This is a genomic window from Marinobacter sp. ATCH36 (genome assembly GCF_023555055.1).
In the GTDB taxonomy this organism is placed as follows: domain Bacteria; phylum Pseudomonadota; class Gammaproteobacteria; order Pseudomonadales; family Oleiphilaceae; genus Marinobacter.
This window is the reverse complement of sequence record NZ_JAMJPL010000003.1, coordinates 176,524-195,728: the sequence shown is the minus strand read 5'-3', so window position 1 is coordinate 195,728 and position 19,205 is coordinate 176,524. Positions and strand designations below refer to the sequence as shown.

Annotated in this window: 17 protein-coding genes; 5 read left to right on the top strand and 12 right to left on the bottom strand. The window is 53.7% G+C overall.

The features are described from left to right. The first annotated feature begins 80 nt into the window (after positions 1-80). Positions 81-821, top strand: coding sequence for a hypothetical protein (locus tag M8010_RS11800; protein WP_250091452.1), 741 nt, complete (start codon positions 81-83; stop codon positions 819-821). 552 nt (positions 822-1,373) lie between these two features. On the opposite strand, the gene M8010_RS11795 is transcribed toward M8010_RS11800, so the two are convergent. The 3 genes from M8010_RS11795 to M8010_RS11785 form a co-directional block, all read right to left on the bottom strand. Then, positions 1,374-2,171 carry a tyrosine-type recombinase/integrase gene (locus M8010_RS11795; RefSeq protein WP_250091451.1) on the bottom strand — a complete coding sequence of 266 codons (798 nt, stop codon included), beginning with the start codon at positions 2,169-2,171 and terminating at the stop codon, positions 1,374-1,376. Positions 2,172-2,347: 176 nt separating this feature from the next. After that, a complete protein-coding gene (locus M8010_RS11790) occupies positions 2,348-2,566 on the bottom strand; it encodes an MbcA/ParS/Xre antitoxin family protein (RefSeq protein ID WP_250091450.1) in 219 nt (72 codons plus the stop codon). A gap of 367 nt (positions 2,567-2,933) precedes the next feature. Further along, positions 2,934-3,584, bottom strand: a complete 651-nt coding sequence (locus M8010_RS11785) for an FMN-binding negative transcriptional regulator (protein WP_250091448.1) — start codon at positions 3,582-3,584, stop codon at positions 2,934-2,936. Between the two features lie 374 nt (positions 3,585-3,958). Here M8010_RS11785 and M8010_RS11780 point away from each other — a divergent pair, with 374 nt between their 5' ends. The 3 genes from M8010_RS11780 (at position 3,959) to M8010_RS11770 (ending at position 7,978) form a co-directional block, all read left to right on the top strand. After that, positions 3,959-4,990: an AraC family transcriptional regulator gene (locus M8010_RS11780; protein WP_250091447.1), complete on the top strand. Its 1,032-nt coding sequence runs from the start codon at positions 3,959-3,961 to the stop codon at positions 4,988-4,990. Positions 4,991-5,143: 153 nt separating this feature from the next. Continuing rightward, complete coding sequence (locus tag M8010_RS11775; protein ID WP_250091446.1) at positions 5,144-6,217, top strand: class I SAM-dependent methyltransferase; 1,074 nt, start codon at positions 5,144-5,146, stop codon at positions 6,215-6,217. A 396-nt stretch (positions 6,218-6,613) separates the two neighbouring features. Continuing rightward, positions 6,614-7,978, top strand: coding sequence for an EAL domain-containing protein (locus M8010_RS11770; RefSeq protein WP_250091445.1), 1,365 nt, complete (start codon positions 6,614-6,616; stop codon positions 7,976-7,978). 166 nt (positions 7,979-8,144) lie between these two features. Here M8010_RS11770 and M8010_RS11765 read toward each other — a convergent pair whose 3' ends face one another. From M8010_RS11765 to M8010_RS11730, 8 genes are all read right to left on the bottom strand, one after another. After that, positions 8,145-9,140, bottom strand: coding sequence for an XdhC family protein (locus M8010_RS11765; RefSeq protein ID WP_250091443.1), 996 nt, complete (start codon positions 9,138-9,140; stop codon positions 8,145-8,147). Positions 9,141-9,145: 5 nt separating this feature from the next. Then, entirely contained in the window at positions 9,146-11,476 is a 2,331-nt protein-coding gene (locus tag M8010_RS11760; RefSeq protein ID WP_250091442.1) for a xanthine dehydrogenase family protein molybdopterin-binding subunit, read from the bottom strand. Continuing rightward, positions 11,473-11,934: a (2Fe-2S)-binding protein gene (locus M8010_RS11755; RefSeq protein WP_250091440.1), complete on the bottom strand. Its 462-nt coding sequence runs from the start codon at positions 11,932-11,934 to the stop codon at positions 11,473-11,475. Before M8010_RS11755 ends, M8010_RS11760 begins: the two co-directional genes overlap by 4 nt. 103 nt (positions 11,935-12,037) lie before the next feature. Beyond that, complete coding sequence (locus tag M8010_RS11750) at positions 12,038-12,730, bottom strand: RES family NAD+ phosphorylase (protein ID WP_250091438.1); 693 nt, start codon at positions 12,728-12,730, stop codon at positions 12,038-12,040. Further along, positions 12,727-13,128 carry an MbcA/ParS/Xre antitoxin family protein gene (locus M8010_RS11745; RefSeq protein ID WP_250091435.1) on the bottom strand — a complete coding sequence of 134 codons (402 nt, stop codon included), beginning with the start codon at positions 13,126-13,128 and terminating at the stop codon, positions 12,727-12,729. Before M8010_RS11745 ends, M8010_RS11750 begins: the two co-directional genes overlap by 4 nt. Before the next feature lie 96 nt (positions 13,129-13,224). Further along, positions 13,225-13,815, bottom strand: a complete 591-nt coding sequence (locus tag M8010_RS11740) for an ATP-dependent zinc protease family protein (RefSeq protein ID WP_250091434.1) — start codon at positions 13,813-13,815, stop codon at positions 13,225-13,227. Continuing rightward, a complete protein-coding gene (locus M8010_RS11735; protein WP_250091432.1) occupies positions 13,815-14,390 on the bottom strand; it encodes an acyl carrier protein phosphodiesterase in 576 nt (191 codons plus the stop codon). The genes M8010_RS11740 and M8010_RS11735 overlap by 1 nt, the downstream gene beginning before the upstream one ends. A 68-nt stretch (positions 14,391-14,458) precedes the next feature. Beyond that, positions 14,459-15,004, bottom strand: a complete 546-nt coding sequence (locus M8010_RS11730) for a porin family protein (protein ID WP_250091431.1) — start codon at positions 15,002-15,004, stop codon at positions 14,459-14,461. A 253-nt stretch (positions 15,005-15,257) separates the two neighbouring features. On the opposite strand from M8010_RS11730, the gene M8010_RS11725 reads away from it, so the two are divergent. Beyond that, a complete protein-coding gene (locus M8010_RS11725; RefSeq protein WP_250091830.1) occupies positions 15,258-16,673 on the top strand; it encodes a TrkH family potassium uptake protein in 1,416 nt (471 codons plus the stop codon). A gap of 3 nt (positions 16,674-16,676) precedes the next feature. Here M8010_RS11725 and glgP read toward each other — a convergent pair whose 3' ends face one another. After that, positions 16,677-19,205: an alpha-glucan family phosphorylase gene (glgP, locus tag M8010_RS11720; protein WP_250091428.1), complete on the bottom strand. Its 2,529-nt coding sequence runs from the start codon at positions 19,203-19,205 to the stop codon at positions 16,677-16,679.

Genomic DNA, 19,205 nt, shown 5'->3' with positions numbered 1-19,205 from the left:
TTTAGAGAAGACAACCGTTACTTGTGATAAATCCAATAAAGATTGGTCATCCATTAATGGTGCATACAAGGAGACCTAAAATGAAAACTATCTACAACGGCATGCTTACTGGCCTCACAATTTCGTTAGCATTGGGATCAGGATCTGCCACTGCCGAGTTTGATATTCAAGGCATTGAGGTCGGACAATCTCACGAGAATTTTAAAGAAGTAGCCTCTGGCTTGGTAAATAGTCCTGACGAGCTTGAGGAACAAACTATTGTTTTCCTTACCCAGGCAAGACGGCAGGTTGAGGAATCGGCGCATGTCACGTCATACAGCTTCCAAACAGCCGACAGTAAGTATCGAGTGGAGTTGGCTCGTAAGCCTTTGGATGAGTCGGTTAAAAGGATCAATAGGACAGTGGAATATAACAAAGGACGGCTAGAAGAAGCTCCTAGTCTGGCTGCGTACACTGCGGCGTTAAAAGAAAAGTACGGAGAGCCAGTCGTTTATGAAGAATTTAAATACCATAGTACAACGAAAGGCGTAAAATTGACATTTACCGACAACTCCCGAGAAGAAAAATGTCCGGAGAACGTCATCAATAGTTCAGCCGTATTGAATTGGGGGCCCATAAACGAACTTGATGCGTGTGGTACCGTCCTCCAAGCGGACGTCAATGCGATGGACCAACCTTCAGATCCAGTTTTCCTTGTACGGATGACGATGTATAAGCCTGCGGTGGTCGCTGAAGATGAGAGGGGGTACGAAGCTTATTGGAATCAGTGGATGCAGGACTATCTCGCTGAACGAGGCGCTTCTGGTAAACCAACGCTTTGACCTGTCAGTCCCCGACTTCCTGAGGCGTTTTCAACCAGAAAAGAATTTAGTGAGACTCTGAATAAGTCTCGAAATTAGCGATATATTACCCTTATCCAGCGAGATGAGGGAAACGAATGCACTGGGTGGCCATCCCTCCTTTATATTACCGGGAAACCGGCGACGGCGTGAGGAGGGGCTTGGTTACGCTTACATTGTTCATGTTAAGTGTCCACCAGAAAATAAGTGGACACTATCCTGACGGCGGCAGCGCCATGCTCAAGATGGGCTCGCTGGACGCTTAAAGCACTGGAGGTAATTTGGGCCGCGAAAAAGGTCCGCTTTGTGGTCAATCCGGACGTTTGCTTTGCGACCACATTGAACTTAACGCTTCAGTCACCAAACCATCTCAAATTGCAATGAAACCCACACTTGGTGGGGCAGGGCAGCTATGAGTCCGGCGCTATCAACAAGACTCACGACAAGTGGGCTAATCAGGTAAGCAAACCAGTGGCATTCCACGGGCGTTCGAACTGTAATGATGAATGCGCTCCAAGGTATTCGTTTGCTGGACTAACCAACATATTTGTACCCGGCATCTAGCAACGCTTCCTTCAGTGACTCCTCGGGAGGTTCTTCGTAGATGAGCGTTGTTGACGGTGACACGTGGCCAGCGATTTTTTGCGCGACTTTAACTGACTTTTTTTGTTCATGAATGATATTCGTCATTAGAGTCCTCCGGCCACTGTGGGAGCTAGCTCGCTCAACACCTGCCCAATGCCTCTGCATGAGAGCAAAGTGTTCCTGGAGAGTATTGGGAGAATAGGGGCCTCCTTTTTGAGTCAGGAATAGAGAATCCGTCTTTTTCACTGAAAGGTTCGCTGCCAAGCGGATCGCAAGGTAATTTTCTATAGCCGTTCTCAGCGCTACGTCATTCATTGGAAGATCGCGCGATTTACCACGATGTTTTTTGACTTCAGGATAAAAATCCTCGGGTTTGATCTGGGCGTCGGCCTTGGCCATGGTTTCAATTTGCTGAACAAGCTGGTGGAAATCGTGAACACTAAAACTGATCCGACGCCGCTGGTACGTGGATTTGGATCGCTTCAACGCATCGGCACCTTTAGTGTAAGCCGCAGGCAACGCCAGGATTTCTTTAAGTTTGAACGAACGTTGGCTAGAGGTTTCAGTGCCGAGTTCGGCTACGTCCTTGATCTGGAGCAGCGCAATTTCCTGAACTCGCAATCCGAGCTTGAAGCTGATCTGAATCAGCGCTGTGTTCTTTTCCGGATAGCGATGCTCTTGGATAACGCCAAGGAGCTGGGCAAACTGATCGGGCGTAAGTACGCGTGCCTGGCCGGATTTGCTCATCGAAAAAGTTCCTAATGAAGTACTGGGCCGTAAGAAGAGGGCAATTAGTAAATCCGTAATAATGTTATTTTAACGGATTTTTTTAATTCTCGACAGAGGGAGGGGAATGTTCAGCGGAAGACCGGAGCCTTGGCTTTTGGATAGGCTTTTCGCACACGACAAAAATCAAAAGTCGGTCAGGTGAAAACACCATGTTCCAGGCGGCCTATCAATGTTCGAACCTGATCAACCCCCTCGGGGGTCTCAATTAGCTCCGCTGGGGTTTTGTATCCGAGACCGCGAATGGGCGAATGCAGCCAACGCTCAGCTGCTGCCTCATCGCCCTCGAAGAGCTCTAACGATTCAGCAATCGTCTTATCGCGCAGTGCAGTGGCGCTATCCTGAGCCTTGGCCATATATCCGCCCCAATCTTTGAGGAAAGTTGACCTGATTATCATCCATTTGGGCGGTACCGAGCAAACAATCCCATCGATCGAAGCCAGTACGTCTAATTAAGTGCTTTGTGTGGAAATTAAGTACTTTGCGTTGAAAAATGAAGCACTTTGTGTGGTCGTACAAACGTTTATCGTTAAGCGTCAAACTCCATAACTGTATACTGCGTATAATGTATATTATGTTAAATGAGATATTAAAGCTTGTTCTTTAGAACCGCTGCTGGATAACCTCATAATGCGATGAGACGTCGTCCCAACGTTTCAGTAGTGCTTTCCCAGCCGTGCCAGATTCGTTTCATTGTCATCGCCACTCTCCAAATGAAGCCATCTACGCCAGCTCTGATCCCGGCCCGGGTTGGATGAAGTCTGACATGGCTTTGTTAAAGCCTGCTTCTGCGGTATTGAAACCTTCCTTAACACCGACCCTGTTTTGCTCTGGCTGGTTTTGACTGGCTTTTAGTTTTCCGATCAGACTTTCGATCCTGATCTCGACACCAACGATTGCCTTCACCAAGTTGTCGGTATATTCCGATGGTGCATCAGTCAAAGCCCAGGGTGTGTTCATCCGGGATTCATGCTGGTCAGTCAGTTGACCTAGATGCCGCTTTAACCAATCGCCATCCTCAATAACACGAGCTACGCCCTCGGCATGAACTGCGAGATAATTCCAGGTGGGCACCACCCTGCCCGTCTGCGCCTTCGTTGCATACCAGGATGGCGAAACATACCCGTTCGGTCCCTGAAAAACGACAAGCACCCTCGCTCCACCAATGAGACGTTTCCACACCGGATTGCTTCTCGCTACGTGGCAATGTAACGAACCGAGTGAATCGTCATTATCGCACTCAAGGTGGAAGGGAACGTGGTTTGCCTCAATCCCCTGCCCATCGGCAATCACCAGTAAGCCAAAACCATAGTCGCGAATATATTGTCGCAGTCTGGGTGTGTCATTTTCCTTGAAGCTGTTTGGCAGGTACATTTTTATCGACTCAAATGACCGGATTGAGTAAGTATACGCCGCCCTCGAAACCACCGTCCAAGTCAACACCCGGGAAAACAGCAACTACGGTCATTCGGTCAAGTATCTCGGTAAATGAATCATAGTGACGTTGCGGACCTTCTTTTAGCCTGAATGCAGTTTGCAGCGGTCTTTCCCCGATAGAAAAAGAGAAAAAATGTGTGAGCTATTTGAATCAGGCTGAAGACTGATTCGCGAGCAAACATTTAGTTCGTTGAATCTGATATTCAGGCCCAATCACAGGTAGCGATTTCCCTCGCCCTTTGTGGTTGAATAGAATTTGATCAATTTTTTAGCCTTGAGCCTGGAGCAAATTAACCACCGGAGCAATGACAATGAGTGAAGATGTCCTGTCCGGTCTGCTTCGTCGTATTCGTTTACGCGGAGCGCTGTTTTTCAACGTTGAATGTGTCGGAGACTGGGTAACTGAGGCTCCAATGGCAGCGCTTATTTCCAACGCTGTAATGCCGATGTCTGAACATATGATGGAATACCATATTGTGCTTGGCGGAACCTGCTGGGCCGGCATAACAGGTGAGCCCCCTATTCTGATGAATGCGGGAGATGTCATTCTGTTTCCCCACGGCGACCCGCATGTAATGTCCAGTGTCCCAGGACTGAGAGCTGAGCCCGACCTCGAATTTATAATCGCGAATTTCAAAAAGCGTTCTGGCTTGCCGTTTATGGTTCGACAGGAAGACGATCAACAGGTTAAACCTGCTCCGCCCAGGTCTGATGGAAGCTCATGCATGCCCGTCGCTACGTTACTCTGCGGTTTCCTGGGTTGTGACCGCGGTCCTTTTAACCCGTTACTTTCGTCATTGCCAAGGGTCATCCACGCAAGTGCCGGCGAATTGTCAGAAGACAGCTGGGCCGTTCAGTTGGCAAGGCTCGCTGAAACCGAGTCCAGCGCAAGCAGGCCTGGCGGGGAAGCTGTGCTGGAACGCATGAGCGAAATGATGTTCGTCGACCTCATACGAATGCACCTCAGCAATATGCCAGAGAGTCAGACAGGTTGGTTGTCTGCCCTGCGGGATCGGCATGTCGGCCGGGTTTTAAGCCTGATGCATGACAAACCCGCTGAAGCATGGACCCTGGAGAAGTTGTCCTCGCAGGCAGGCCTATCGCGCTCAGCATTGCAGGACCGATTTGTTGAATTGGTTGGACAGCCACCCATGCAATACCTGCGATGCTGGCGTATGCAGCTTGCTTCCAATCTGCTCGTAGAATCCAACGCAAAAATGCTCACCATCGCTCAGGAAGTTGGATACGAATCTGAAGAGGCCTTCAGCCGGTCATTTAAGCGCACGCTCGGACTGCCTCCTGCAGCCTGGCGTCGTGAGCGGTCCGCTCAGTATATGCGGTAGTTCGGTCATGTGTGCCGGGCGTTCAATCATTCAGCCTCAGTGTTAATCCCCCCAATATAGTCGAGTCTGCTGCCGACCTGGCTTCTGTAAGCCAAGCGAGTAACTTCGGCGATGCGACAGGCTCATACCTCTATTATCTTTGGGAGAAACACTATGGAAGCAATACAAACATTCGACGAAGAAAAGCTTAATGCCTTTGTGGGCCAGGTCCTTGGTGACCTCGGTGGGGCCTACAGTGCTGCGTTGGTCAGGATTGGTGATCGGCTGGGTCTGTATCGTGATTTGGAAACTCGAGGACCTGCAACCTCGGTCGAACTTGCGGAGCGCACCGGTTATTCCGAACGTTATCTGCGCGAGTGGCTGGCTCATCATGCTGCTTCGAACTATCTGGATTATGACCGTGCAACGAAGCAGTTCCGGTTACCCCCAGAGCAGGCCATGGTCTTTGCCGACGAGGACAGCCCGGTCTATATGATCGGAGGCTTTGAGAACGTCGCCAGTACCTTTGAGAACGAACCTAAGGTGAGCGAAGGTTTTCGTACCGGCGAAGGCGTAGCCTGGGGAGATCAGGCTCACTGCATGTTCTGTGCAGTTGCCAAATTCTTTCGCCCCGGTTACGTACACAATCTGGTACAGAGCTGGTTACCGGCATTGGATGGCGTTGTCGAGAAGCTGGAGCGAGGGGCAAAAGTGGCCGATCTGGGTTGTGGCCATGGCCATTCTACCTTGTTGATGGCTGCAGCGTTCCCGAACTCGACCTTTATCGGATACGACTTCCACGGTGGATCAATTGATGCGGCCAACGCACACCGAGACGAACACGGCCTGGACTCTCAAAGGGTTCGCTTTGAGAAGGCCACCGCGAGTGATTTTCAGGAAGGCGACTTCGATCTGGTGACATGCTTTGATGCCCTTCATGACATGGGAGATCCGGTTGGGACATCCGTTCATGTCTTGAAACAGCTCAAGCAAGACGGCTCCTGGATGATCGTTGAGCCCATGGCAGCGGATGAACTTAGCGATAACTTCAATCCTGTTGGGCGTTTGTTCTACGCAGCCTCTACAAGCATTTGCGTGCCAACTGCTCTGGCTCAGAATTCCGGGTTTGCGCTTGGCGCTCAGGCTGGCGAGCGCAAATTGACGGAAGTGATCAAGGATGGAGGTTTCACCGACGTTCGCAGGGCCGCTGAAACGCCTTTCAATATTGTTCTGGAGGCGCGTCCATAAGCCATTACTGAGGCCCCGGGAGCATACGCTTCCGGGGCATTTTTACGTGAGAACACTTCATAAGGTGATCCAAACGATGGAATCTGTCCGGAATCACCACAACCAATAGTTCCAGATTTGCAAAAAGAAAGATAAACGTTTTCTAAAAAAATTTTATGTACGACTTTCGTCGAACTTACCTACCGATTTTGATCCGTTCGCGGACACAACAGGATTTTCGAGAATGCCCGTCCACGCCGCGATTTTTGATACTTGCGCATCAGTTCTGGTGTGATACAAATCAAGTAGTGTACTGACATGTTTTCCCGGAGCGCGGGCCAAGATCCTTGAGCGCTGGCTGGAGTCAAACCACGCAGGATTGCCAATTAAGCACATGCACAGCGAGGAGAAACTGGCATGCCGGTCGCATTCAAGGCAAAACCTCACGATCACTTTGTCCAGTTCTATCAGGATGACAGCTACCTCACGAACACCCTGGCTGATTACTTTCGGGCCGGAGCAGACGCCGGTGAAAGGCTTCTTGCATTATTGACTCCGCCCCATCGTGATTCGCTGCTGCAGAAGATGAAGGCCGATGGAATGGATATCCGCCGTCTGATTACCGAGGAGCAGCTTGTCATCCTCGATGCCCGCAGCGTACTTGATCAGATCATGCGCGAGGGAATGCCGGTTTACTCCCTTTTCGAGCAGCATGTTTTTGACCGTATTGAGTCTTTCCCTCCAACACCGGTAAGAGCTTTTGGTGAGCTGGTCAATCTCCTCTGCGAAGACGGTAATCCAACCGCCGCAATTGCGTTGGAAGATCTCTGGCATGGAGTTTGTGAGCGCCTGCCAGTGACGCTGTTTTGTGGTTACGATCTCTACGCCTTTCATCAGGATGGCGGCCAGCAGGCGTACCGGACCATCTGCAGTCAACATTCCCACGTTTTCCCCACCTGTGACCAGGCTCTATACCATCTGACCGCCGCTACTTCGGCAGACCAGGCGGCCATGCGCATTGCGATAGCGGATGCACTGGACCGGGGAGAAATGACACGACACTTCCGTCCGGTGGTCTGTGCGCGGACCCGCCAGGTCCTGGGAGTATCTGCTATGCCCTATTGGCACTCTCCCCGGTTTGGTGTTTTGGCACCCGATAAGTGGATGGACGCTGCCAGAGCGGCCGGGCAGAGTGACGCTATCCGCCGTTGGTTGCTCCACGGAGCCTGTCAGCAGGCAATGGGCTGGTACGTGGTGCCGGGTTCCGGTTTACGGATGACGGTTCCGGTCTCTGGTGAGGACCTCGCCAGCAGTAGTCTGGCGGTACAGGTCGATGAGGCCCTGTCGGACAGCGGGCTGCCCGGAGAGATGCTGGAGCTTGAAGTCCCCGAATACGCCTTGGAAATGTCATCGAAAGAATCAGCTACTATGCTGAAAGCCCTCCAGGCCCTTGGTGTGCGTCTTTCGGTGTCTGAGGTTACCAGTTCATCTTCCATCCTGCGGTACTTCGGTCGTTATTCCGTGGATGGGATCCGCCTTGGCGAAGCCCTGATCAATGAGTGTGTGAACAATCGCCATCACCAGGAAACCATTGAATCGATGGTTGGCATAGCTCGTGAATTGGGACTGGCGGTAACTGCCGGCAATGTCTCCACCCGTGAACAGGCCTCCTACCTGCGCGATCAAGGCTGCGACACCCTGCAAGGGGGATTATGGGCCAGGATGGAATACTCTGAATCGGAACCAGCGGCGGTTTCCACGGCCACTGGACACCCATCCTGAGGCCAAGGAAAAAGACATATTCCAGGCCTATTGTAGTGTGGTCGAATCGGATATCCCCATGCAGATGGAGACCCGTTACCTTTATGAGGGCCTGAATCTGAGCTTTCGCATTACCGCTGTCCGCATGAACGATGGCGTGCTGGTTACGATCACTGGTATTTCCGCGCTAAAAAATAGGACTAACGACACCACGTCCCTTCCTGATCCGCACAATATCCGCAACGATAGCCAATGCAATTTCAGCCGGTGTTTTACTTCCAATATTTAGGCCGATTGGCATGTGAATACGCTCAATCTCTTCCTCGATCAGCCCGCCGGTGCGACGAAGTCGTTCGGCTCGCGCCCGGGAAGTACGAATAGATCCCATAACGCCAATGTAGCCAGCGTCGGTTTTTACAGCTGCCATCATGGCCAGGTCGTCAATTCGGGGATCATGTGTGACTGCAACTACGGCGGTTGATGGTGAGCAAGCACCTTCCGCGGCAATGTAAAGCGAAGGAAGCTGAGGAATAAACTCGACGCCTTCCGGCAGATTCATATTCCGGGCAATCTCTTCCCTGGGGTCGCAGAGTACAACCTGATAGCCCAGGCTGATTGCAAAATTTGCACAGGCTTCAGCGACGGTTGAGTACCCTGCCAGGATCAGTTTGGCGATTGGGCCAACCTGAATGCGAACGAGTTCGGAGCCCTCTTCCCAGGTCACTCGTGGCCCGGTTGGCTCAGCTTCCTCCAGCCAACTCTGGCCATCCGTCAATCTGACATATCGAGCGAGTTCATGTCTGCCTGTCAGAGCGCCCATGACCTTTTCAAGCTGAGCCAGGTTATCGGATGATGGGAGCATTCGCTCCACCAGCACCTCCAGAACACCTCCGCACGGCAGGCGAACCCTGGCATTTTCGACGCCCTGGCCTGACGCGCCGTAGCGAACGACGACAGCAGGAAGTTCATATTCACCGTCAGCCAGGCGCTCCAGAAAGTCCTCCTCCACACAGCCGCCCGAGAGCGAGCCCAAATGGCTCCCGTCAGCGGTGGCAACCATGAGTGAGCCCGGCTCCCTGGGCGAAGAACCGAAGGTGGACAACACTGTGCACAGCCAGATGGTGCTGTCATTAGTCAGCCATTCAAGTGCCTGTTTTACTACCTGAACGTCAAGGCTCTGCATGGAGATCAGCTCAGCTGGTTGCCAACCGGAAGTCGCCGGATTCGCTTACCGGTAGCGGCATAGATCGCATTGCACAATGCTGGCGCCACTGGCGGAAGGCCGGGCTCCCCTACTCCGCCCATGGCGTCGTTCGGGTTGTCGATCAGGTGTACCCGGACCACTTCAGGTGCATCCGGCATACGCGGAATCAGATACTTGTCGAAGTTGTCCTGTTGCGCAACTCCCTCCTTGAAAGTCACCTCGCTTTGCAGGGCAATACCAATGCCCATAACACAGGAACCCTCCATCTGTGCTCTGATTCGCTCAGGATTGGCCTGGGGGCCGCAGTCGAAGGCAATGTCCGCGCGGTGGATGGTCAACTTACCGTCATCGTCCACTTCCACATCGAAAACAATGGCGGTGTAGGAGACAAAACTGTGATGGAAAGCCAGTCCCAGGCCCCGCCCCTTCTTGGTCTCGCGACCCCATCCGGCCTCTTCTGTGGCACGCTCAATCACCCTCCGCATTCGAGCCACATCGATCGGATACAGGTCGGGGTCCTCTCCGTAATTCCAGCCATCGCCAACGGTCAGGTTGTGAACCTCGCGCCCGGGCCCGAGCAGGTCCAGAACATAGTCCCTGTGGTCCCTGCCAGCCGCTACTGCCATTTCATGGGCAAAGCTCTGGATCGCCCATGCATGGGGCAGATTATAAACAGAGCGAAACCAACCGATGCGCACGTGGGCTGGCGCAGGAGGATTTTCCAGCCGGATTGCGGGAATACTGAAGGGCATGGTATTGAACCCCATTCCCAGCTCGAATTCCCCTTTGTGCTTGGGGTCCGGGGCAAAGAGTGACGTTATGCTGGGTGATAGTGTGCGGTGGCGCCAACTGGTGGCATTGCCGTCCTCGTCCAGCCCTGCTTCCAGATGATCGACGGAGACCGCATGGAAGTACGCATGCTGGATATCATCCTCGCGGGACCACTGCAGTTTGATGGGCTGTCCCTCGAACTCGCTCGCCACACGAGCCGCCTCGATCACGAAATCCGGTTTTGATTTGCGTCCGAACCCGCCTCCCAACAACGTTTGATGAACGGTGACGTTTGCCGCCTCCATCTCCAGCAATCCGGCGATGCCCTCGCGGGTAGCCCTGGGATGCTGGACAGGTGCCCAGGCTTCAGCCTCGCCATTCTTGATTCTCACCACCGCCACCGGTGGCTCCATAGGAGCCTGAGACATGTGAGGCATGTAATAAGTGGCTGACACCCGTTGCGCAGCCTCTTCCAGCGCTGCCTCGACATCACCGGATTGGCGTATGACCTTACCTGGGGATTGCGCCGCCGTTTCCAGAGCCTTCCGGTAATCGTCGGAGGTATAGTCAGCATTGTCCCCGGCCGGAGCGTTGTCCCACTCAATCTTGAGGGCTCTGCGACCTTCCATTGCGGCCCAGGTGTTAGTGGCCACTACAGCTATGCCGCCCAGGGGGCTGAACGCTGCTGGCTGACCAGTGCCTTCGATGCGGACTGTCTTCTTTACCCCGGCAACTTTCAGCGCCTCGCTGTCGTCAACGCTTTTCACCGTGGCACCGTAGACCGGCGGGCGGGCCACGACGGCGTACAGGGTGTTCTCCAGGTCAATGTCCGCACCAAAGATCGCCTTGCCGGTAACAATGTCTTTACCGTCAATGGCCTTGGGATAGGCAGATTTGAGCTCGCCATTGATCAGGCCCGACTCCTTGCCGATGAATCTCAGTTCGCTGTCGGGCTTCAGCACCAGGGCGTCCCTGCCAGGAACCTCGAGCTCTCTGGCGGCACTGGCAAGGTCACCAAAGCCGATTTCCCGGCCAGAGCCGGGATGTTCAACCTTATGAATCCCTGTCCGAACTTCGTGTACCGGTACATTCCACTGGTTTGCCGCGGCCTGCTCCAGCATCTGCCTCGCGGCCGCCGCTGCCCTGCGCATGGGTTGATACCAGTGACGCATGCTGCGGGAGCCGTCCGTATTCTGGTTCCCGTATTTGTCCTGGTCTGCGTCCGCCTGTTGCGCCCGAACCTGCTTCCAGTCCGCCCCGAGTTCGTCGGCAGCGACCATGACCAGACTCGTGCGGATACCCTGGCCCATTTCGGCACGGTTGTTGATGATTGTCACCAGGCCATCGGAATCGATGTGGATAAACACGTTTGGATTGTCCACCCAGCCACCGGGCATGGCGCCGGCACCAAATTGGGCCTGTTCATTGGCCAGGCCCAGATCCCAGCGGGCAGCCAGCAACAGAGCGGAGCCTCCGGCGAGCCCTTTCAACAGGCCCCGGCGGCTGACGTTGGCGAGCAGCAGTGTATCGTCTGAATGACTCATGAGTTGGCCTCCTTGCCTGCGGCCCGTTCAATGGCAGCAAGGATGCGATTGTAGGTCCCACATCGACACAGATTTCCGGCCATGGCATCGACAATTTCCTGGGTATCCGGTTCCGGGGTTTTCTTCAGTAGCGCGGTGGCGTTCATGATCTGGCCTCCCTGGCAGTAGCCACACTGGGCGACACCAAGATCAAGCCAGGCTTGCTGCACCTTGCTGCCAACCGGATCGTCAGCCATGGCTTCAATGGTTCTGATGTCACCGGTCGCTGCTGAGACCGGGGTAACGCAGGAACGGATTGCGGTGCCGTTGAGGTGAACCGTGCAGGCGCCACACTGGGAAATACCACACCCGAACTTGGTACCCTTCATGCCAACGACATCACGTATGGCCCAGAGCAGGGGCATGTCGTCCGGCACATCAAGCTCGTGCTGTTGTCCGTTTATGGTCAGGTTAATCATTGCTCTCTCCCATCATGTCTGTCGTCAGGCTTGAGCTGTCGTTGGCAAAACATACTAAGCCTAGACAAGGTGGGCGTATATCACCACCGCAGCAAGCAAGAGGCTATGCACGCGTGAATTTGTTCACTGAACTGATTTCCTCGCCATTCCAGATAAACTCGTAATGCGCACTCTGGATGACGCTAAGTACGTGTCGTGGCGTGAACAGTCCCCAGCAAGTCGCGCCAGGCTTTCTCACTGAGTGATACTGCAGCCCTTCAGAGCCTGCCTGGTAAAGTTTGCGTCCAAAACCCCTTGATGCGTGGTAACTCTCGGCGTCGTAGATCGGATCGTCAAAGGCGATACTTGTGGCGTCGTGAAGTTGCGACTGCCCTACCTTGCATTTCAATCCCCGAAACACCAGCCGGTCGTAGTCCAGGCCGTGAACTCCCTGCCAATAGCGCGACTGGTGATATGCAACCTCGGCAATGGCGGTGTCAATGCTGTCGCCCATGTACAACACACCGAACTCGCCATCGCTGAAGCGGCTACCTTCGGGATTTACATGGGTAAAGGGGCTGATGGCGTAAGAGCATCCAGGAATTCCAAAAGGTATATCTTCTTTTCGTACCAGGTTCAGATTGCCCAGTTCTGTTAGAAGACGCGGGTTGGTCATCGCCTGAAGTTCATACAGAGCCTCGAATTCGTCCTCATCAGCCACATCGTCGAACAGGCTGACAGGTGGATACTTCGAGTTGATCAGGCGGTACCCGACGGTACTGTCCAGCTTGATAACTGGCGGTAGCTCGCGGCTCACCAGAGCCCTCCACGCAGCGCATCAATACGTTTAAAGGTTTCATAAAGCGCAGAGAACTGACCGGTGCTAATAAGCTCCAGCGGGCTTTTGCCATTGAAATACGGGTTATCGTTTTTCAGCGTCATAAAGCCGTAAACGTTTTTCGGGTTCTCGAAGATCATACGCAGGCACCCGTGGATATTCACCAGGTAGCTCAAACGCTCGACCTGGTCGTGGGTCAGGTTTGCCTGCGCCGGGTTCTTGCGGTACTTGTAGTAAGCCGGTCGCGATATCTGCAGGATTTTCTGGACCTGCTCAGGTGTACAGCCCCAGCGGTCCAGAATCGTAAACACAGTTTTGAGGCCCACGCCGGGGGCCTTGCTTTTCTCAATGGTTTCGAGCTTCTGTGCGCTACTCATGGTTGATACCACCAACTCCGTTACTTCAGGCTGTCTTTGGTATCAGTGTAGATCAAAAATGGAAAATAATCTACACGAAGACTGACAAGCCCGGGCTCAGTCCACATGCTTATCTGCCAGTTCGGCCAGGCTCTTGTGTTCACACTCTTTTTCCGCGATGAAGGCATCCGATGAGTTAATCAGAATATTGTCATCACTCATGAAGCGTCGTCCCAGCAGCGCCGGGTATGAAAACTTGCCACGGTCTGTGAGCGAGAACTCCGTTTTGTGGGTAGTGCCCGCAATGCAGAATTCCATATTAACTACATAACGGCTCTGGGATGGCGCGCCCTTGCGTTTGATTTTGACGGTGCGCTCTACCGGCAAATTGAACTCAAGAATAACTTCCTCCAGGTTTTCCCCGTCGGCATCATCCTGGTCCTGATGGTCAGCCAGCGGTAACTGGAAACTTACCCATTCTTCCTCATCTTTTTCGAAGGGTTCCACGTTAACGGCGTGCAGGGATGAAGTTTTGGCCCCTGTATCCAGGCGGGCTTTCAGGCGCAGCCCTGTTTCTTCCAGAACCACCCATTCAACAAATCCCAGTGTCTCGGGAACGCTGTTTTCATCATTGTGCGCATCGGCCAAAAGAGTTGCAGGAGTGAGGAGGAGAGCCGCAGTAATAGACGTCACGGATTTTGGAAGCATTATGGTGCCTCTTTGGCGAAGTATTTGAGTTCGGGAAAGAATTGCAGAAAACGGCGCTCCAGTTCGGCGTCATTCTCTTCGATTTCTTCAATGATTCCGCTGAAAGCATTTGTGAAACGGATACGACCAGCCACACGATCCAGAGCATATCCAATGTTTTCAAGTTCCATATAAGAGCGAAACCAGTCGTGATGTACAATTTGCTGGGTTACCCGCTGCATGGATTCGGGCATCAGTGACCAGTTGGCATCAAGTTCCTGGTAAACCTGATCGATGAAGGTATCAGGTTCCACATGACTGAAGCGTTGCCAGTTCCTTAACAGATAGTGATCGTAAAGGATATCGAGGGCAACGCCGGCAAACCGTCGCCGCTGTGGGGAGAAAAGCCGCTTGCTGGCAATGACTTCGGGATGACGATCGGTGAATGCGTCCACTGCGCGGTGGTGGTAGAGCCCTTCCCTGACTCTGGGCGGCAGGTCCCCTGGCGCAACGCCGCGGGCGAAATCACCGAGCAGGCTACCAACGCGGGCCTGGGGGTTGTTCGGTGCAAGAAAGAGGTGGGCGAGATGATTCAAGTCGGCTCCTGGAATTCTGGCGGTAATCAGGCGACCCCGCCAGAAAACCAGGCCCGGAATCAACCGGTTCAGAAGCTGAAAGTTACCCCTAGCCCAAGGCCATCAACGGTGGCGCCATTTTTGTCATAGTAACGCATGTATTCCAGGTTACCAGCCACTTCCGGTGTAAGCTCGACATTGACGCCGGCGCCGTACGAAAAGTCGCTTTCATCCTCGGTTGTTGTGCCCAGCGGGGACTGCGCCTCCAGCTCAATACGGGTGAAACCGAAAATCAGATACGGTGTGGCCGGAGACTCGTTAGCCAGGTTAAGCGTGGCGTAGCCTCCGAAGAAATTGTCCAGAGAATAGTCAACGCCATCTATGCGGTCGTCGTCCACACCAAAGCCAGCCCGGGCCTCCAGGCCAAAGAACGGCGAAACCAGACCTCCTACTTTGGCGGAAAGTGCGCCAACATCCACCTCGTCACGGCCGCTTTCGATGTCGATAAAACTGTAGTTAAGGCCCGCGTAAAGGCTGCCGCCGCCGGATTTGTACATGTCGGCGGTCGCAGACTGGGAAACGGCCAGCGCAGAAACCGAGGCAAGGCCTAACATCAGTGCAATTGGCTTCTTCATGATCAATACTCCTATTGGTTTTATAACCACACTCATTTACGGAAGTTGCATCAGGCTGACGATAAACACCAGAGGTGGGATCCCGATTTACGCAGAATTTACAGTGATTTAATTTCCCTGTAAGACCCTGACACCTCGGGGGTTCTACCTTGCGAAAGCGCTATGCCGCCTGTATTCTGTCGCGATCTCTTTGTTCAGCCGGTTTGAGCATCCTTTGAGAAACCTGAACCCCGTCATCTTCATCATCAGCGTCATGTTCATACTTTTGAGTATTTTCATGACCTTGCCAGTGCTTCTTCTGGCGAATTCTCAAGCTCCGAACGCCCTGGCGTTTGCGGAGTCCGCAGCTATCTGTTTCGGGGTTGGCTTACTGGGCATACTGGCGACTTACCGCCAGGCCCGGGATCTCAAGCCTCGCTACATGTTTGTGCTGACTGTTTCCAGCTGGTTCATCATTGCCCTGCTATCATCTCTGCCGTTCTACCTCAGTGACCTGGGGCTCACCCTGGGAGAAGCCTTTTTCGAAGGGACTTCGGGCATCACCACCACAGGCGCTACCGTCCTTACCGGCCTCGATTCGATGGATCAGGATTTGTTGCTCTGGCGCTCGGTGCTGCAATGGATTGGCGGCATTGGGATTATCGGCATGTTCGTAGCGGTACTTCCGTTTCTTCGTGTTGGCGGTATGCGGCTGTTCGCAACGGAGTCATCGGAGTGGACGGACAAGGCTCTCCCGCGGATGAAAACTCTCAGTCGCGGCTTGCTACTGGTATACGTGGTGTTTTCTGTGTTGGCGGTAACCACCTACTGGTTTTCAGGGATGAGCCTGTTTGACGCCTTCAACCACGGTCTGACGAGTATTGCCACCGGCGGTTTTTCCACCTCTGACATGTCGATGGCCAAGTTCGATTCCAACCTTATTTTGCTGGAAGCGACCTTTTTCATGATGATAGGAAGCATGCCCTTCTTCCTGTTTGTACGGGAGATGCATGGTCAGCGCGGTGCGCTGTTCCGGGATCAGCAGGTACGTCTGTTTGTTACCATTCTACTGGTGGTTCCTGCGCTGCTGACCTTGTACCGGTGGTATGTATCGCCGACCGGGTTCGACCTGATCAACGGCTACGTTTCCACGCTCTTCAATGTCACCTCTGTTGTAACAACAACCGGATACGCATCGGAGGATTACACCGCCTGGGGGCCACTGGCGTTTGTATTGTTTTTCTTCCTGATGTTTATCGGCGGATGTTCCGGCTCAACTGCAGGAGGAATGAAAGTTTTTCGCTTCCAGCTGTCATTGATTGTCCTGCGGGAGCAGTTAATGCGCCTTCTGCACCCGAGGGCTGTTTTTACCCGTAACTACAACGGACGTGCTGTGAGCGACGAGATCATTTCCTCAATGATCGCTTACAGCTTTATTTTCCTGCTGTGCCTGCTGATCATCACGGTTGCATTGGCTGCAATGCAGCTGGATTTTGTCACCAGCCTCTCCGGTGCCCTGACCGCTCTGACTAACGTGGGGCCCGCACTTGGCGACACTATCGGTCCGGCAGGCACTTTTGCGCCATTACCCGAAGCAGCAAAATGGATTCTGTCGGTAGGTATGCTGATGGGGCGTCTTGAGATTCTCAGTGTGGTGATTGTCCTTTCACCCGCATTCTGGCGCAGCTGATATTTATTTCAGCCAGAGTACGGCAGAGCTCTCAAGCGGAAGATTCAGTCGTTCATCCTTCACCCGCAGGCGCGGGGTGTAATGTCCTTCCGGTCGTGATGCTACCGTGCACTCGTACAAGTAACTGCGGTCCGATCCGGCGAGAGGATGTTTCAGTGCCATTTCGGTGATACATCTCGGCCCGTATTCAGAACAGTCTGCTACCAGTTCCACTGCAATTCGCTGCTCTGCGATGCCATCCAGATAGACCTCTACCGCGAATGTCTGGCTGCCATCCGACTCACTGGCACTGAAGGCACTGAACCTCAACCTGGGCCAGTGCATGTTGATTTCCTGATGATCAGAAACGATTTTTGCTGCGGTTGACGGGTCCCGTTGTTTCCCCTGTTCAGTCATTGGCACATAGAACTTCTCGACGTACTCGCGCACCATCCGACTGGCTGAATAAGTCGCAGTCAGCTGATCCATGCTGGCCCGGATCCGTCGCAGCCAATGCCTGGGAAGGCCCTGATCATCCACGTCGTAGAACGCTGGAATGACATCGTTCGCCAAAAGATCAAAGAGTTCCCGGGTGTCCGAGTTGTCGTGTTCGCCTGAGCTGCCAAGTTCCTCGAATGTGGCACCCGGGCGAATGGCCCAACCTACCTCTGTGTTCCATGCCTCGGCCCACCAGCCATCATACTGGGAAAGGTTCAGGCCACCATTAACCAGTACTTTCATGCCACTGGTGCCACAGGCTTCCCACGGATGCCTGGGGCAATTCAGCCATACATCCACGCCCTGAATAAGCTGGCTTGCAACACCAAGATCATAGTCTTCTATAAAAACCACTTTGCCCTCGACATCCGGACGACGGGAGAAGGCCTTCCATTGCCGGATAATGTCTTTGCCCCGCTGGTCATAAGGGTGCGCCTTGCCAGCGAGAACAATCTGCACAGGCTGGTCACGGCTCGCCAGCAAATCGAGAAGCCTCTGTTGATCTTTGAGTAACAGGTCCGGACGTTTGTATTCGGTGAAGCGCCTGGCGAAACCCAGGGTGAGGGTTTCATTGTCCAGCAACAGCCCGCAGGCCGCGGCATGGTTATTACCCGGTTTCTGTTCACAATGCTGGCTGGCCAGCCGTCCCCGCAGGTAGTGCACCAGTCGGCTGCGCTGCAGCCTGCGCATTTTCCAAAGGTCGTCGTCTGATATTCCGGCCATTGGACATGAAGCCTGTAACGGACGCCGCCATCGGTCTTTTCCGCAAGCCTGGGTCCAGATTGCATCGGATTCCGGAGAATCCCAGCTCGGCGTATGCACACCATTGGTGACAAACTCCGCGGGAATATCGTCGGCAGGCCAGCGGGGGAAAATCGGCTGGAAGATAGTCTGTGAGACTTTCTGATGGATACGGCTGACCGCGTTCATCCGCGCGCTCATATTCAACGCCATAAACGCCATATTGAGGCTCGGCTCGCCTGTTTTAATCTTGTCCAAAGCGCTCTGGCTGCCCAGCTTTATTAGTTCCTCAACAGTAAGATCCCTGGGTTCCAGCCAGGGAGTCAGGTATAGCCGCAGCAATGGCAGGGAAAAATGGTCGAAACCGGATGCAACCGAAGTGTGAGTGGTAAACAGGTTGGTTGCCCGGGTAGCGGTGCGGGCGGTCTGAAAATCGGTATTGTGCTTGTCCTGCCAGCTGAAAGCTCTCTCTATCAGCGCCAGTGCGCAGTGTCCTTCATTGAGGTGGCAAACGGCGGGCTCGGCCCCCAACTGGTTTAATAAACGCCAGCCGCCGATTCCCAGGACCATCTCCTGTTGCAGACGCTTTTCCGGATCACCGGTATAAAGCTCACTGGTTATCCCCCGGTCTCCGGGTTCATTACGCGGGTCGTTACTGTCCAGCAGCAGCAGTTTGCAGCGGCCTACTTGTGCCACCCAGGCCCGTAACCGCACAGGTCGGCCCGGGAAAGGAACAACCACCCTCACCCACTCGCCGTCGTCGTCCCTGAGTGGCGAAACCGGGAGCATTGTCGGGTCGTTATACGGGTAAAATTCCAGTTGTTCTCCATCGGTGCTGATGGCCTGACGAAAATATCCTTGCTGATATAGCAATCCAATCGCAGTGACCGGTATACCGAGATCACTGGCTGTCTTGAGGTAGTCGCCTGCCAGGATACCCAGGCCACCGCTGTATAGCGGCAGAGACTCACTGATTCCGTATTCCATACAGAAATACGCAACACCCTGGCCCAGATCGCCCGGGCAATCGTCCGAATACCAGGTATTGGCGTGCAAGAATTCGTTATGGGCTGCGATCTGTTCCTGATAACGTTTCTGGAAGGCGGGATCCGCTGCCAGCTCTTCCAGCCTGTCGCCGGAAACGCTGTTCAGAACCAGCCAGGCATTACGGGTAGCGTTCCAGGTCTCATTATCAAGGGCGTACCACAGGTCATCACTGCCATGATGCCAGGTCCACCGCAGGTCCAGTGCCAGCTGAAACAGCCCATTCAGGGACTCTGGCAAAAAACGCGGTGTGTAGGCTGTTGGAGTCAC